The organism is Streptomyces sp. NPDC037288 (genome assembly GCF_055603265.1).
Genome location: NZ_JBVJVY010000001.1, coordinates 369,209 through 384,864 on the forward strand (window position 1 = coordinate 369,209; position 15,656 = coordinate 384,864).

Sequence of the window (15,656 nt, forward strand, 5' to 3'; positions counted from 1 at the left end):
CGAACATCAACCACAAACGGTCAAAAGGAGCGGGTCCGCGGCGCGTGGGCGACACAAAGCCAATCGCACCCATACGGGACAAAACGGATTGCCCGGGTGCTTTAATAACCGGCCGGCAATCCAGGCAGCCCCCTGGCACGGCATGTCCTTTTTATGTGCCAAAGGCGCGGAGATCGGCGCTTTTCTCTTTTCGTCTTGGGGGTTTCCATCGCCATGCTCGATCGACAACTCCCGCGGGGCTGTCTTCACCGTGCGGTTGGTCGACGGCGGACTCCAGCTCCCCGCTGGGACGCAGTCGTGTTCCGGCACCGACCGCGAGGCCGACGGCGACCTCCTGCTGACCCGGTGCACCCTGGAGAGCCGCGTCGACCGCACCACCCGCGCCACCGCCCCGGTCAACAACCGGCTCGCGGTACAGCGGCGAGGAGGCGGCCGGATCCCGACCCCGCCAACCCGTCGTTGCCGCGGCTGTGCAGCGGCTTCGCGTCGTTCACCTCGGACACCGACCGGAGCAAGCGGGCGAGCATTTACTACAAGGACACACCGGTCTGATAGGAAGACGTGCGGACGCCGGGGTGAGTCTTGCCACACCCCGGTTGACCAGCAACGGACGGCGCGAGGTAAGAACATCCCACTAGTCACGTTGGGGTAGGCTTAAATCAACGTTAACCTCGCACTCCTTGTGCCTTCTCGTCCCCCGTCCCGCGGTCCAGCTGCGGGACGCGGTTGCGTCTGAACCGACAGTCCAGGAGCCCCAAGCATGCCCCTCGCGAATGGAAGCGCTTCGCCGAAAATAAGCGTGGTTGTCCCTGTTTACAAAGTTCAGGGGTATCTGCGCGCATGCTTGGATTCCATCCTCTCCCAGTCCTTCGAGGACTTCGAGATCGTCGCCATAGACGACCACTCCCCCGACTCCTGCGGCCGCATACTCGACGAGTACGCCGCCCTCGACGACCGTGTCGTACCGGTGCACCTGGAGGAGAACCGGGGCATCGGAAAGGCCCGGGACGCCGGTGCGCTGAAGGCCCGCGGTGAGTACATCCTGTTCCTGGACAGCGACGACACCCTCGCCGACGGCGCGCTGCAGGCGATAGCCGAGCGCCTCGAGGTCACCGACAACCCGGACATCCTGCTGCTCAACCACGTCCGCACCTACTGGACCAACCGCGTCCAGGCGAGCGCGGCCGGCGAGATGCTCGCCGCCGCCGGCACGGACGTCTTCACCGCCCTGGAGCGGCCCGAGTACCTCACCATGTTCGCCGTGGTGTGGAACCGCGCCTACCGCCGAGAGTTCTACGTCGACCGGCACAACTTCACCTTCACCGACGGCATCTACGAAGACGCGCTCATGGTCTACAAGACCATGCTGACCGCGGAGCGCATCGCCGCCACCGACCACGTCTGCGTCGAGTACCGCCAGCGCCGCCAGGGCAACTCCATGCGCACGCCCGGCCGCAAGCACTTCGGCATCTTCGAGCAGTACGCCCGGCTCTTCGAGTTCCTGGACGAGCGCCCCCACCTGGAGTCCGTGCGGGCGCTGCTGTTCGAGCGCGCGGCCAGCCACTACCTGTTCACGCTGGCCCGTGAGGACCGCATCGTCCCCAAGGACCGCGCCGAGTTCTTCAAGCTGTCGGCCGCCAGCTACCGGCGTTACAAGCCGAAGGGCTTCGTCCTGCCGGAGGGCTCGCAGGGCGTCCGGTTCCAGCTGCTGGAGCGCGGTTCCTACACGGCGTACGCGGCGGTGACGGCCGCCGGCAACACCCGCCGCCAGGTGATCAAGCGGGCCACCAAGGTCAAGACCAAGCTCGGCAAGGCGGCCTACAACCGCCTGTACCAGCTGCACCTGCGCCGTCCCGTGGACGAGAACCTCGCGGTCTACGCGGCCTACTGGAACCGCGGCGTCGCCTGCAACCCCGCGGCCATCTACCACAAGGCCAAGGAACTCGCCCCCAACGTCCACGGCGTCTGGATCGTGAAGCGCGACGCGGTGGACACCGTCCCGGCGGGCGTGGACTACGTGGTGGCGAACTCGCCCCGCTACTGGGAGGTCATGGCGCGCGCCAAGTACCTCGTCAACAACGTCAACTTCCCCAACAACTTCGTGAAGCGCCCGGAGCAGGTCCACCTGCAGACGCACCACGGCACCCCCCTCAAGCAGATGGGGATCGACCAGCAGAAGTACCCCGCGGCCGCCAAGGGCATGAGCTTCGCCAAGATGCTGGAGCGGGCCGACAAGTGGGACCTCAGCCTGACCTCCAACCAGCACTCCACGGAGATCTGGGAGCGGGTGTACCCCTGCGCGTTCGAGGCGGTCGAGTACGGCTACCCGCGCAACGACGTCTACTTCCGGGCCACCGCGGACGACGTCCTGCGGATCCGTCGTGAACTCGGCATCGAGGAAGGCAAGACCGCCATCCTCTACTGCCCGACGGTGCGCGACTACCAGAAGGGCTACGTGCCCCGCATCGACCTGGAGCGGTTCTGCCGCGAGCTGGGCCCCGACCACGTCGTCCTCGTGCGCACTCACTACTTCTACGGCGCCGACCCCCGCCTGGAGGCGCTCCAGGAGCGCGGTCTGATCAAGGATGTGTCGAAGTACCCGGTGGTGGAGGACCTCTGCCTGGCCGCCGACGCGCTGATCACGGACTACTCCTCGATCATGTTCGACTACGCCTGCCTCGACCGCCCGATCGTCACCTACGCGGACGACTGGGAGGTCTACCGCAAGGCCCGCGGCGTCTACTTCGACATCCTCTCCGGCGAGCCGGGCGAGACCCCGGGCGCGACCGCGACCACCGAGGACGAGCTGATCGAGGTCTTCCGTTCCGGCGCCTGGAACAGCGACAGGGCCGCCGAGTTGCGGGCGGCGTTCCGCGAGCGGTTCGTGCAGTTCGACGACGGGAACGCGGCGGAGCGCGTGGTGCGCCGCCTGTTCCTCGGCCAGGAGCCCGCCCCTGCGGTACTGCCCCTGGACGAGCGGACCCCGGCGCCCGCACCGACCGCTTTCGCCAAGGCACGTATTCCACTGCAGCCGACCGGCGAGCGTGGCCTCATCGGCGCCTGACGTGCAGAACGAGAGAGACGAGCACCACATGGTTTCCCGCCCCACCATCTCCAAGGCCGTCATCCCGGCGGCCGGCCTGGGTACCCGGTTCCTGCCGGCGACCAAGGCCACTCCCAAGGAGATGCTGCCGGTCGTGGACAAGCCGGCGATCCAGTACGTGGTCGAGGAGGCCGTGTCGGCGGGGCTCGACGACGTGCTCATGGTCACCGGACGCAACAAGCGTCCGCTCGAGGACCACTTCGACCGCAACTACGAGCTGGAGTCGGCGCTCGGGAAGAAGGGCGACGCCGAACGGCTCGCCAAGGTGCAGGAGTCCAGCGACCTGGCGACCATGCACTACGTGCGCCAGGGCGACCCCAGGGGCCTGGGCCACGCGGTGCTGTGCGCCGCCCCGCACGTCGGCCACGAGCCGTTCGCGGTGCTCCTGGGCGACGACCTGATCGACCCGCGCGACCCGCTTCTGCAGCGCATGATCGAGGTGCAGGAGCGGCACGGGGGCAGCGTGATCGCCCTCATGGAGGTCGCGCCCGAGCAGATCCACCTCTACGGCTGTGCGGCCGTGGAGCCGACCGCCGACGGTGACGTCGTACGGGTCACCGGTCTGGTCGAGAAGCCGGAGGTGGCGGATGCCCCGTCGAACTACGCGGTCATCGGCCGTTACGTCCTCGACCCGCACATCTTCGACGTACTGCGCGAGACCGAGCCGGGCCGCGGTGGCGAGATCCAGCTCACCGACGCGCTCCAGCAGCTCGCGACGGACGAGAAGGCCGGCAGCCCGGTGCACGGTGTCGTCTTCAAGGGCCGCCGCTATGACACCGGCGACCGGGGCGACTATCTGCGTGCCATCGTCAGACTCGCGTGCGAACGTGAAGACCTGGGCCCGGGCTTCCGGACCTGGCTCCGCGACTACGTCGGCCAGGAGCTGACGGGCGACGCCGGCTGACGCCGGCACCGAGAAGGTGAGAGGGCGGGCCGGAGGAAAACCTCCGGCCCGCCCTCTTTCCTTGCCGCTGCTGCGCGCGGTGGGGTGGAACGGCTCGGGCTAGAACGGCTCGAAGTCGTCGAACTCCCGGCCGGCCTCGTCGCGTTCGGCCTGCCGGTCCCGGCGCCGCTGGGTGGCAGGGCGGGCCTCCTCGAAGCGGTGGTCCTCGCCACGACGCCCGAGCATCTCCGCGCCGGCCGTGACCGACGGCTCCCAGTCGAACACGACCGCGTTCTCCTCGGGACCGATGGCGACGCCGTCACCGGACCGGGCACCCGCCTTCATCAACTCCTGCTCGACACCGAGACGGTTGAGCCGGTCGGCGAGATAGCCGACCGCCTCGTCGTTGTTGAAGTCGGTCTGCCGCACCCAGCGTTCGGGCTTCTCGCCGCGCACCCGGAACAGCGGCTCCCCGCCGACCTCCTCGCGGACGACCGTGAAGCCCGCGTCGTCCACGGCCTTCGGCCGGATGACGATCCGCGTCGCCTCCTCCTTCGGCTTCGCGGCGCGCGCCTTGGCGACCAGTTCGCCGAGCCCGTACGACAGCTCCTTCAGCCCGATGTGTGCGACCGCCGACACCTCGAAGACGCGGTAGCCGCGCTCCTCCAGGTCGGGGCGGACCATCTCGGCGAGATCCTTGCCGTCCGGCACGTCGACCTTGTTCAGGACGACGATCCGGGGCCGGTTGCCGAGGCCGCCGTACTGCCGCAGCTCCTCCTCGATGACATCGAGGTCGGAGACCGGGTCACGGTCGGACTCCAGGGTCGCGGTGTCCAGCACGTGCACCAGCACGCTGCACCGCTCCACGTGCCGCAGGAACTCCAGGCCCAGGCCCCTGCCCTGGCTGGCACCGGGGATCAGACCCGGCACGTCGGCGATGGTGTAGACGGTGGAACCGGCGGTGACGACACCGAGGTTCGGTACGAGCGTCGTGAAGGGGTAGTCGGCGATCTTCGGCCTGGCCGCGCTGAGCACGGAGATCAGCGAGGACTTGCCGGCGCTGGGATAGCCGACCAGCGCCACGTCGGCGACGGTCTTCAGCTCCAGGACGATGTCGTGCAGGTCCCCGGGCACGCCGAGCAGCGCGAAGCCGGGCGCCTTGCGGCGTGCGGAGGCCAGCGCCGCATTGCCGAGGCCGCCGCGGCCGCCCTGCGCGGCGATGTACGAGGTCCCGTGGCCGACCAGGTCGGCGAGCACGTTGCCCGCCTTGTCGAGTACGACCGTGCCGTCCGGCACCGGCAGGATCAGGTCCTGGCCGTCCTTGCCGGAGCGGTTGCCGCCCTCGCCGGGCTTGCCGTTGGTGGCCTTGCGGTGCGGGGAGTGGTGGTAGTCGAGCAGCGTGGTGATCGACTGGTCGACGGTCAGGATGACGTCACCGCCACGGCCGCCGTTGCCGCCGTCCGGGCCGCCGAGCGGCTTGAACTTCTCGCGGTGTACGGAGGCACAGCCGTGACCTCCGTTACCCGCGGCGACATGCAGTTCGACGCGGTCCACGAAGGTGGTCATGGTTCAGTGCCTCCAGAAAGTGCGGGTATGTCTGGTCGTTGACACAAGGGTCAACACGCGAAAGGCGGACCCGCCTTCCCGACCGGGAAGTGAGGTCCGCCTCGCGAAGCGTTCGGTCGGAGCCTGGAATCAGACTCCTCGAATCAGCCGATTCAGGCGACCGGAACGATGTTCACGACCTTGCGGCCACGGTGGGTACCGAACTCCACCGCACCGGCCTGCAGCGCGAACAGCGTGTCGTCGCCGCCGCGGCCGACACCGGCGCCGGGGTGGAAGTGGGTACCGCGCTGGCGGACCAGGATCTCACCCGCGTTCACGACCTGACCGCCGAAGCGCTTCACGCCGAGCCGCTGGGCGTTGGAGTCGCGACCGTTCCGGGTGGACGATGCGCCCTTCTTGTGTGCCATCTGTTCTCAGTCCCTTACTTCGCAGCCGTGGGGATCTCAGTGACCTTGATCGCCGTGTACTGCTGGCGGTGGCCCTGGCGACGGCGGTAACCGGTCTTGTTCTTGTAGCGCAGAATGTCGATCTTCTGGCCCTTGTGGTGGTCCACGACCTCGGCCTGGACCTTGATGCCGGCCAGCACCCACGGGTCACTGGTCACAGCGTCGCCGTCGACAACGAGCAGGGTCGAGAGCTCGACCGTGTCGCCAACCTTGGCGGTGGAAATCTTGTCAACCTCAACGATGTCGCCGACAGCAACCTTGTGCTGGCGACCACCGCTGCGCACGATGGCGTACACGCGGATCTCTCTTTCGCTCGTTCAGAACCGGCACCCCCGCAGGCCAGCCGCCCAGAAACGCATGGACGACCTCTCCCAGCCAACCCAGTGCCCGGGAGGAAGAGGTTTACGGGGATGTGACGTGCTCAATGGACACGCCGACGGTCAAGGTTACGGGGCACGGCCGTAGGGGTCAAACTGGGCGTCGGGCTCACGCAGCGACCGCGGTGACGTAGTCCGCGTACGCCTCCTTGATACCCCTGGAGGACAGTTCGAGGTGCTCCAGGACGGTGTACCGGCCGGGCCGGGTCTCCGGGGCGAACTCCACGGCCCGGACGAACTCGTCGTCGCTGAAGCCGATCTCCTCCGCCACCACGGGCAACCCGTGCCGGCGCAGCACGTCGGCCATCAGCCGGGCCCCCTCGTGATCGCCGCGCAGGTGCGTGGCGAAGGCGGCACCGAGGCCCACCTGCTCGCCGTGGCTCGCCGCCCGCTTCGGATACAGCAGGTCGAGAGCGTGACTGATCTCATGGCAGGCGCCCGACGAGGGGCGGGTGTGGCCGGCGATCGACATGGCGACGCCCGACAGCACCAGCCCTTCGGACAGCACGGTCAGGAACCCGTCGTCACCGCATCCGCCCGGATGGCGCAGCACGGCCTCGCCCGCCTGGCGGGCCATGGCGGCGGCCAGGCCGTCCAGCTTCTCGCCGTTGACCCGGTTGGACAGTTCCCAGTCCGCGACCGCGGAGATGTTGGACAGGGCGTCGCCGATGCCCGAGCGCACGAAGCGGATCGGGGCCTCGCGTATCACCGTGAGGTCGATGAGGAGGGCGATGGGTGTGGGCACGCCGTACGAGCCGCGGCCGGCGTCGTTGTCCAGGATGGACACGGGCGAGCAGATGCCGTCGTGGGAGAGGTTGGTGGCGACGGCGACCATGGGCAGTCCGATGCGCGCGGCGGAGTACTTCGCGCAGTCGATGACCTTGCCGCCGCCGAGTCCCACGACCGCGTCGTACCGGCCGGACTTCATCTCGTCGGCCAGCCGGACGGCGTCGTCGAGGGTGCCGCCGCCGACCTCGTACCAGGTGGCGCCGGGCAGCGACGGGGCGATGCGCTCCCGCAGCCTGGCACCCGAGCCGCCGCTGACGGCCACGGCGAGCCGGCCGGAGTGCGAGATGCGCTCGTCGGCCAGGACACTCGCCAGGTCGTCCAGGGCACCCGGGCGGATGTCCACGACGACCGGCGAGGGGATCAGCCTGGTCAGTACCGGCATGCGATCTCCCGTCCCCGGGCGAGGTCGTCGTGGTTGTCGATCTCGACCCACGGCACGTCGCCGATCGGCTGGACGTCGATCCTGAAGCCGCGGTTCACCAGCTCCTGGTAGCCGTCCTCGTAGTACAGCTGCGGGTCGCGCTCGAACGTGGCCCTCAGGGCGTCGGCCAGGTCCTCGGCGGCGTCGCCCTCGATGAGCGTGACGCCGATGTACTCGCCGGTGGCCTCCGCCGGGTCCATCAGCTTGGTGATCCGCCGAACGCCCTTCCCGGGGTCCACGACGACCTTCATCTCCTCGTCCGCCAGGGACTTCACGGTGTCCAGGGCGAGGATGATCCTCTTGCCGTCGCCGCGCGCGGCGAGCAGCGTCTTCTCGACGGAGACCGGGTGCACGGTGTCGCCGTTGGCGAGGATCACGCCGCCCTTGAGGGCGTCACGGCCGCACCACAGGGAGTAGGCGTTGTTCCACTCCTCGGCCTTGTCGTTGTCGATGAGGGTGAGCTTGAGGCCGTACTTCTGCTCCAGGGCCGCCTTGCGCTCGTAGACGGCCTCCTTGCGGTAGCCGACGATGATCGCGGCCTCGGTCAGCCCCACCTCGGCGAAGTTGCCCAGGGTCAGGTCGAGGACGGTGAGGGCGTCCGGTGCGTCCTCTGCCCCGACGGGCACGAGAGCCTTGGGCAGGGTGTCGGTGTAGGGGCGCAGACGCCGTCCGGCACCAGCCGCCAGCACGAGGCCTATCATCGCGGTTCTCTCCTTTGTTTCACATGGGTGCCGGCGTCGCGGCGGAGGTCTCGTCGCTACGACGCCGGCAGGCCGGGTCCGTGGCACGGTGGCCCGGCCCGACGGCAAAACGGTGTGGTCCTGTCCGCACGGGGACAGGACCACACCGTGTCACGGCGGCAGGTCAGCTGTCGTCGGCGGAGCCGGACGACACCGTCTGCGGGGCCGCCGCGCTCTTCTTCGCCGTCGACTTCGCGGCGGCCGTCTTGGCGGTCTTCGCCGCCTTCTTGGCCGTCGTCTTCTTTGCGGCCGTCTTCGTGGCCACGGCCTTCTTGGCCACGGTCTTCTTGGCCACCGTCTTCTTGGCGGCGGCCTTCTTCGCCGTGGCCTTCTTGGCGGTCTTGCGGGCCGCCTTCTTGGCCGGAGCGGCCTCCTCGGCCGGCTCCTCGGCGACCGGGGCCTCCTCCGCCGCGGCCGACGGGACGACCACGACGGCCGCCTCCTCGGACGTGGCCGGCGCGCTGGCGACGCGCACGGCACGGCGGCGCGGGCGGGCCGGGGCGGCGCTCTCGGCGGGCGCCTCCTCGACCGGAGCCGCGGCCTCGGGCTCGGGCTGTGCCACCGGCGCCTCGGCCGCGGGCGCGGTCTCGGGCACCGTCACCACGGCCGCCTCGGCACCCGCGGGGGAACCGGCCGGCGCCGACACCTTCCGGGTCGCACGACGGCGCGTACGGCCCTTGGGCGCGGCCTCCTCGGCGGCCTCGGCCTGCGGTGCCGCGACCACCTGGTCCTCGACGGCCGCGGGCTCGGCCAGGGCCTCGGCGGCCGGCTCCGGACGCACGGGACGCGTGGCCGCCTCCTCGGCGGTGACCTCCTGCGCGGTCGGCGCCTCGGCCGTCGGGGCCTCCGCCTGAGCGGCCTCAGCCTGCGGAGCCTGGGCACGAGGGGCCTTCGCGGGCCTCTCCGCCTTCGGGGCGCCCGCCGGAGCCGAGGCCCGGCGGCTCGCCCGGCGCCGCGTACGGCCACGGGTGGCCGCCGCCTCCGCCTCGGCGACGCTGCTGTACAGCTCCTCGTCCGGCGCGAAGTCCGGGGCCGGAAGGGCGACCGGCTCGGCGACCTCGGCGGCCACCTCGACGGCGGTCTCGACCTCAGGCTCGACGGCCTCACCGGTCTCCACGGCCACGGCGGCGGTCTCGTGCACGTGCTCCTGCACGTCACCGCCCCGGCCGCGCTTCTTACGCTTGCCACCGCCGCCGCCGGCGGCGGCGGGCTGCTCCATGTGCACGATGACACCGCGGCCGTTGCAGTGGACACAGGTCTCGGAGAAGGACTCCAGCAGACCCTGGCCGACCCGCTTGCGGGTCATCTGCACCAGGCCCAGCGAGGTCACCTCGGCCACCTGGTGCTTCGTACGGTCCCGGCCCAGGCACTCCAGCAGGCGGCGCAGCACCAGGTCGCGGTTGGACTCCAGGACCATGTCGATGAAGTCGATCACGATGATGCCGCCGAGGTCGCGCAGCCGCAGCTGGCGCACGATCTCCTCGGCCGCCTCCAGGTTGTTCCTGGTGACCGTCTCCTCCAGGTTGCCGCCCTGGCCGGTGAACTTGCCGGTGTTGACGTCGACGACGACCATCGCCTCGGTCCGGTCGATCACCAGCGAACCGCCGCTGGGCAACCAGACCTTGCGGTCCAGCGCCTTGGAGAGCTGCTCGTCGATCCGGTAGGTGGCGAAAACGTCGACCTCGGAGGTCCACTTCGACAGACGGCCCGCGAGGTCGGGGGCCACGTGCGAGACGTACCCGTGGATCGTCTCCCAGGCGTCGTCACCGCTGACGACGACCTTGGAGAAGTCCTCGTTGAAGATGTCGCGGACGACGCGGACGGTCATGTCCGGCTCGCCGTACAGCAGCGACGGGGCGCTGCCGTTCTTCGACTTCTTCTGGATGTCCTCCCACTGCGCCTGCAGCCGCTCGACGTCCCGGCGCAGCTCGTCCTCGCTCGCGCCCTCGGCGGCGGTGCGCACGATCACGCCCGCGTCCTCGGGGACGATCTTCTTGAGGATGGTCTTCAGCCGGGCCCGCTCGGTGTCGGGCAGCTTGCGGCTGATGCCGGTCATCGAGCCCTCGGGGACGTACACGAGGTAGCGGCCCGGCAGGGAGACCTGGCTGGTCAGACGGGCGCCCTTGTGGCCGATCGGGTCCTTCGTCACCTGGACGAGGACCGACTGGCCGGACTTCAGGGCGGACTCGATGCGGCGCGGGCCGTTGGCCATGCCCAGCGCCTCGAAGTTGACCTCCCCGGCGTACAGGACGGCGTTGCGGCCCTTGCCGATGTCGATGAAGGCGGCCTCCATCGACGGCAGGACGTTCTGCACCTTGCCCAGGTAGACGTTGCCGACGTACGAGGTCGACTGCTCCTTGTTGACGTAGTGCTCGACGAGCACGCCGTCCTCCAGGACGCCGATCTGCGTGCGCTCGCCGTGCTGGCGCACGACCATCACGCGCTCGACGGCCTCGCGGCGGGCCAGGAACTCGGCCTCGGTGATGATCGGAACGCGCCGGCGGCCCTGCTCGCGCCCCTCGCGGCGGCGCTGCTTCTTGGCCTCCAGACGGGTCGAGCCCTTGATGGACTGCACCTCGTCGGACGGCTCGCTGGGCTTGCGCGGCTCGCGGACCTTGACGACCGTGCGCTCCGGGTCGCCCTCGCCGGGCTCGGTGTCGACGGCGGTGTCACCGGCCCGGCGGCGACGCCGGCGGCGGCGACGGCTGCCGGCGCTGGAGGACGCGGCCTCGTCCTGGGCCTCCTCGGCGTCCTCTTCCTCCTGCTCGGCGGTGTCCTCGGCGTCCTGCGCAGCCTGCTCGGCGGCCAGTTCGTCGGCCTCGGCCTCGGCGTCCACGCCCTCGCCCTCGGCGGCGTCCCCGCGACGGCGACGACGACCGCCACGACGGCGACGGCGACGCGAGCCGGCCTCCTCGAAGCCCTCGGCGCCCTCCGTGTCCTCGGCCTCCTCGGGCTCTTCGCCCTCGGCCAGGTCCTCGACGGGCTCCTCGGCCTGCTCGGGCTCCTCGGCCTGGACGGTCTGCGCCTCCTCGGCGGCGCCCCGGCGGCGACGGCGACGGCGCGAGCCGGCCTCGGCCCGCTCCTCCGCACGCTCCTCCGCGTGCACCTCCGCGTGCTCCTCGGGCTCCTCCGCCTCGGCGGCCTCCGCGGCGGCCTCGGCGGCGGCGCGCTCCGGGGTCTGGAACTTCGGCTCGGCGAAGACCGGCGCCTGGAAGACGGCGACGGCGGGACGGGCGGGACGGCGCGGGGCCTCGTCCTCGGCGTCCTCGGTCTCGGCGGACGGCGCGGACGGCGCGGGCTCGGAGAACCCGAACACGGGGCGCACGGCCCGGCGCCGGGCACGACGCGGAGCGGCTTCCTCGGCGGGTGCCTGCGCGGCGGCGGGGGCGGGCCCGGTGGTGGGCGTGGTGACGGGGGGCTCCGGGGTGTGCGCCCCGGCGTCGGCGGACGCGGCCTCGGCGACGGTCTCCCCGGCCTCGGCGACAGGAGCGGCGGCGGCCTCGGCGGGAGCCGACACGCGGCGCGTGGCCCGGCGCCGGGTTCGGCGCGGGGCGGCCTCCTCGGCGGCGGGGACCTCGGCAGCGGCGGGGACCTCGGCAGCGGGGGCCGCCTCTGCGGCGGCAGCGGCCGGGGCCACCTCGACGGCGGCCGTCGGTGCCCCGGCGGGCGCGGACGCGCGGCGGGTGGAACGACGGCGGGTACGGCCGGCGGGCGCGCCCTCCTCCTCCCCCGCAGGAGCCGGCACCTCGGCGGCGGGCTCCTCCTGGGACTTCCCGGCCTCGGCGACAGCGGTCGTACCCGCAGCGGCGGTGGCCGGTACGACGGTCTCGGCGGCCTCCGCGGACACCGGTGCCCCGGCCGGCGCGGACGCGCGGCGGGTGGCCCGGCGGCGCGGACGGCCGGCGGGAGCGGTCTCGGCGGGGGCGGCAGCCTCGGCGGGGGCGGCAGCCTCGGTCTTGGCCTCGGCGGCCTCCTCCGGCGCACCGGTGGCACCGGTCGGCGTGGACACGCTGCGCGTGGCGCGGCGGCGGGCGCGGCGCGGGGCGGCCTCCTCGCCGACGACGACCTCGCCGCCCTCGGCGACGGCAGCGGGCTTCTCCGTCTCGGCGACGGCGGGCGTGGCCGGTACGACGGCCTCGGCGGTCGACGGCGCCCCCGCGGGCGCGGACGCCCGCCGCGTGGCCCGACGGCGCGGACGGCCGGCGGCAGGGGCCTCCTCGGCGCCGGACGCCGGGACGGGCTCTGTGGTCTCGGGGCTCTCCACGGCGGCCTCCACAGCCTCAACGGCCTCTTCGGCCTCGATCGCCTCAATGGCCTCTTCGGCCTCAGTGGCGGCTACAGCCTCTTCAGTGCCCTGCGCAGCAGCGGCCTCGGTGATCTCGTCGGAGTCCGCGGCCGGTATGGCCGGCACCGTCACCTCGGCGGCTGCCTCCGGGCCGGCCGGAGGGCCGGCCGGGCGGGAAGCGGCACGGCGACGCCTGCGCGGCGGCAGGGTGTCGCTGGGAGTGTTCAGTTCGGAACCCTCATGGGGTTCGGTCGGCTCGAGCATGCGGGCGTTTCTCCCGTCAGGCTCCCGGGCGCCGCGCCTGGTCCGGCGGCGGTCTCGAGGGACCGACCGCCGTTGACGTCCGCGGCCCGCGTGATCCGCGATGGCCGCCGTCCGGGGCGCGGGCGCCACACGGGAGCACTCTGTGTCCTGTCTCGCCGGTTCCGTACGCCTTGTCGGTACGGCCTGGCGAAAGTCTTCTGGTCGGTGCGCTGCCCGACCCAGGTGGCTCCCGAGTACCAGGGCGGCGCTACGACGTCCGTCCCTACGCGGGACCTTCCGGCGTCGGCGCCGTCGCGGCGGCAGCCGGCTGGGCCGTCAGGGCCTCGGCTGCCTCGCGGTCGGGCGCGAGCGGGTCGGTCACCGTGCCGGTCTCTTCATCGAACAGCCCCTGCGCCAGCCTGGTCACCGCTGCGGGGACCGGCGGCGCCAGGTCGGCCACGGCGCGGAGACCGGACAGGACGTCGTCGGGTCGTACGGCAGGCGTCACGTGCCGAACAACCAGCCGCAGTATCGCACAGGGCTGGTCGGTCGGCCTATCAGCCGGTGAACCGTGCGTTTCCAGGCTCACCACGGCCGGGCGGGCGTCGAAGGTACGGACGCCGTTCTTGGTCATCCGCTGCACCTCGACGGTCCCGGCGTTCTGGAAGGCCAGGGCCGCGCGCTCGGCGTCGGCCGGGTCGACGCCGTCCAGCCGCAGCTCCCAGACGGAAGCCGTGAGCCGGTCGGCGAGGCCCGTGGTCCGCGCCTCGACCGCCTCGACGACGTCGAGCCCGGCGGGCAGCGACTCGTCGAGGAGGACGCGCAGCGTGTCCGGGTCGCGCGGTGCGGTGAGCGCGATCTCCAGGTACTCCGCCTCACTGCCCGTGCCGGTGGGTGCGGCATTGGCGTACGACACCTTCGGGTGCGGCGTGAACCCGGCCGAGTACGCCATGGGCACCTCGGCGCGGCGCAGCGCCCGCTCGAAAGCGCGCTGGAAGTCTCGGTGGCTGGTGAACCTCAGGCGGCCGCGCTTGGTGTAGCGCAGTCGGATGCGCTGCACCGCGGGTGCGGGCGGCGGGCCTTCGGGCTGTCGCTTGCCCAGTGTCCTAGTCCTTCGTGAGTGCGGTCGTACTGCTACCAAGAGTACGTGTCGCGGGCCCCTGAGGTTCCCGCCGGTCCACGGCGGCCGGCTGCCGGGGCTCTCCGAACAGCATCCGCCGGAAGTCCGCGCGGGCCTGCCGTACCGTCTCGCGGGCGCCGGCCAGCGCCTCGCGCACGGCCCGGCCCACCACGCGCGCGCCCTCGGCGACGGGCCGCAGGACCGCGTCCCGGACCACATGGCCGACCGGAGTGAGGACGGTCCGGTACACCCAGCGCACCGGCTCCACGAAGATCCACCGGAAGAGGGTCCCGAGCGCCCGGCCGACGGCCCGGGAGATGCGTGCGGCGATCCGCCAGGCGTGCCCGAGGGCGTCCCCGACCTCCCGTGCCACCAGGGCGAGGAACCGGCCGACGGGCGCGAGGACCCAGCGCCACAGCGCGAGGGCGGGCAGGACGAGGAGGACGCGCAGGGTCCCGTACAGGGCGACGCCGACGCCGGTGGCGATCACGCCCAGCAGCCACCCCAGCCCGCGTACGCACCAGGCGACGGCACGTCCGACGGGCGCGAGGATCCACTCGTACACCCACCGCGCGGGCACGACGAGCAGATACCGCACCAACCAGGAGACGGCCGTGTACACACCGGTGGCCACGGCGGCGAGCACGGCGCCGACGCCCCTCAGCAGCCAGGCGACCGCGTGCCCGACGGGCGTGAGCACGTACCGGTACACCGCCACCGCCGGTACGACGACGAGGACGGTGACCAGCCACGCGAGCGCCTTGCCCACAGGGGCCAGGACATAGCGCCACAGACCCACGAACGGCCAGACGAACAGGACCTTTCCGGTCCACAGCAGGGCCCGGCCGAGCGGCCTGAACACGGTGTCCCGCAGAAACCTTCCGGTGACGACGAGGGCGTCCCACGCCATTCGCACCGGCACCACCAGCACCAGGACGAGAATCCGCAGGGGGACGCGGATCGCGACGGTGAGGCACCCTTCCGGCTGCCGGGGCTGGGGATGCGGCTTGTGCAGTTCCATACCGGGGTAGACGCCGAGGCCGCCGGTTCGGATCCGGCTAGGTCGCACGCGCCTTGTACGACTCCGGATAGCGCTCGGTGACCTTCACGGCCAGCACCAGCAGCGTGATCGGGACGACCCAGTTGAACCAGTCGTCCTGGGCGGGGAAGCGGATGGCCAGCCAGGTCGAGACCGCCATGAGGGCGAAGGCCGCGCTCCACAGAGCCGTCAGCACTCTGTTGATGTGCTTGAACACGGGCGAGTCCCACACCGCGGGCGGCGTGTGCTCCCGGGCGTACTGGGCGGTGAAGGGGTCGACGAGCAGCGATCCGAGCGCGACGACGGCCACCAGTCCGTTCGAGATGACCTGGGCGTACGTCTCCACCCAGAGGAGCTGCCCGCGGTCCAGGGCCAGCCCTAGCACCGACAGGACGGCGAAGAACACGATGCCGGTCATGTCGAGGATGCGGAGTCTGCCGCGCAGCATGTCCCGGCCCGACAGGACGATCGAGGCGACCAGCGCGGCGAAGGCCGCGTACTTCCAGGTACTGGGGCTGGCCACCACGCCGAAGATGATCCACGGGGCGAACGAGAGGAAGACGTTGCCCGTGCTGACGGGCTTCCTGGCCGGGGCCTTCGACGCCGTCTGCTGCACCATGGGGGCTCCTTACGTCAGGGTGTCG

Annotated in this window: 11 protein-coding genes; 2 read left to right on the forward strand and 9 right to left on the reverse strand. The window is 71.5% G+C overall.

Annotation, left to right across the window (positions count from 1 at the left end; translation table 11 throughout):
• The first annotated feature begins 760 nt into the window (after window positions 1-760).
• Window positions 761-3,064 carry a bifunctional glycosyltransferase/CDP-glycerol:glycerophosphate glycerophosphotransferase gene (locus ACZ7GZ_RS01785; protein ID WP_471019904.1) on the forward strand — a complete coding sequence of 768 codons (2,304 nt, stop codon included), beginning with the start codon at window positions 761-763 and terminating at the stop codon, window positions 3,062-3,064.
• A 28-nt stretch (window positions 3,065-3,092) separates the two neighbouring features.
• On the forward strand, window positions 3,093-4,007 hold the full coding sequence (galU, locus tag ACZ7GZ_RS01790; RefSeq protein ID WP_471020188.1) for a UTP--glucose-1-phosphate uridylyltransferase GalU: 915 nt from the start codon (window positions 3,093-3,095) through the stop codon (window positions 4,005-4,007).
• Between the two features lie 99 nt (window positions 4,008-4,106).
• On the opposite strand, the gene obgE is transcribed toward galU, so the two are convergent.
• From obgE to ACZ7GZ_RS01835, 9 genes are all read right to left on the reverse strand, one after another.
• A complete protein-coding gene (gene obgE / locus ACZ7GZ_RS01795) occupies window positions 4,107-5,552 on the reverse strand; it encodes a GTPase ObgE (protein ID WP_471019906.1) in 1,446 nt (481 codons plus the stop codon).
• A 152-nt stretch (window positions 5,553-5,704) separates the two neighbouring features.
• Entirely contained in the window at window positions 5,705-5,959 is a 255-nt protein-coding gene (gene rpmA, locus ACZ7GZ_RS01800; protein WP_023550764.1) for a 50S ribosomal protein L27, read from the reverse strand.
• 14 nt (window positions 5,960-5,973) lie between these two features.
• Window positions 5,974-6,294: a 50S ribosomal protein L21 gene (gene rplU / locus ACZ7GZ_RS01805; protein WP_003990208.1), complete on the reverse strand. Its 321-nt coding sequence runs from the start codon at window positions 6,292-6,294 to the stop codon at window positions 5,974-5,976.
• Between the two features lie 190 nt (window positions 6,295-6,484).
• Window positions 6,485-7,546, reverse strand: coding sequence for an iron-containing alcohol dehydrogenase family protein (locus ACZ7GZ_RS01810; RefSeq protein ID WP_471019908.1), 1,062 nt, complete (start codon window positions 7,544-7,546; stop codon window positions 6,485-6,487).
• On the reverse strand, window positions 7,534-8,286 hold the full coding sequence (locus ACZ7GZ_RS01815; protein ID WP_471019910.1) for a phosphocholine cytidylyltransferase family protein: 753 nt from the start codon (window positions 8,284-8,286) through the stop codon (window positions 7,534-7,536). Before ACZ7GZ_RS01815 ends, ACZ7GZ_RS01810 begins: the two co-directional genes overlap by 13 nt.
• A 163-nt stretch (window positions 8,287-8,449) precedes the next feature.
• Entirely contained in the window at window positions 8,450-12,874 is a 4,425-nt protein-coding gene (locus ACZ7GZ_RS01820) for an Rne/Rng family ribonuclease (RefSeq protein WP_471019911.1), read from the reverse strand.
• A gap of 262 nt (window positions 12,875-13,136) precedes the next feature.
• Entirely contained in the window at window positions 13,137-13,913 is a 777-nt protein-coding gene (locus tag ACZ7GZ_RS01825) for a TIGR03936 family radical SAM-associated protein (RefSeq protein ID WP_471019914.1), read from the reverse strand.
• Window positions 13,914-13,959: 46 nt separating this feature from the next.
• The gene (locus ACZ7GZ_RS01830) at window positions 13,960-14,994 is read right to left on the reverse strand and encodes a hypothetical protein (protein ID WP_471020191.1); all 1,035 of its coding nucleotides are present in this window, start codon (window positions 14,992-14,994) and stop codon (window positions 13,960-13,962) included.
• 37 nt (window positions 14,995-15,031) lie between these two features.
• A complete protein-coding gene (locus ACZ7GZ_RS01835; RefSeq protein ID WP_471019917.1) occupies window positions 15,032-15,631 on the reverse strand; it encodes a DUF3159 domain-containing protein in 600 nt (199 codons plus the stop codon).
• Window positions 15,632-15,656 lie beyond the last annotated feature (25 nt).

Coding starts and splice junctions, on each gene's coding strand:
- ACZ7GZ_RS01820 (WP_471019911.1), bottom strand. CDS start 12,874: ATGCTCGAGCCGACCGAACCCCATGAGGGTTCCGAACTGAACACTCCC.
- ACZ7GZ_RS01785 (WP_471019904.1), top strand. CDS start 761: ATGCCCCTCGCGAATGGAAGCGCTTCGCCGAAAATAAGCGTGGTTGTC.
- obgE (WP_471019906.1), bottom strand. CDS start 5,552: ATGACCACCTTCGTGGACCGCGTCGAACTGCATGTCGCCGCGGGTAAC.
- ACZ7GZ_RS01830 (WP_471020191.1), bottom strand. CDS start 14,994: ATGGAACTGCACAAGCCGCATCCCCAGCCCCGGCAGCCGGAAGGGTGC.
- rpmA (WP_023550764.1), bottom strand. CDS start 5,959: ATGGCACACAAGAAGGGCGCATCGTCCACCCGGAACGGTCGCGACTCC.
- galU (WP_471020188.1), top strand. CDS start 3,093: ATGGTTTCCCGCCCCACCATCTCCAAGGCCGTCATCCCGGCGGCCGGC.
- ACZ7GZ_RS01835 (WP_471019917.1), bottom strand. CDS start 15,631: ATGGTGCAGCAGACGGCGTCGAAGGCCCCGGCCAGGAAGCCCGTCAGC.
- ACZ7GZ_RS01810 (WP_471019908.1), bottom strand. CDS start 7,546: ATGCCGGTACTGACCAGGCTGATCCCCTCGCCGGTCGTCGTGGACATC.
- ACZ7GZ_RS01815 (WP_471019910.1), bottom strand. CDS start 8,286: ATGATAGGCCTCGTGCTGGCGGCTGGTGCCGGACGGCGTCTGCGCCCC.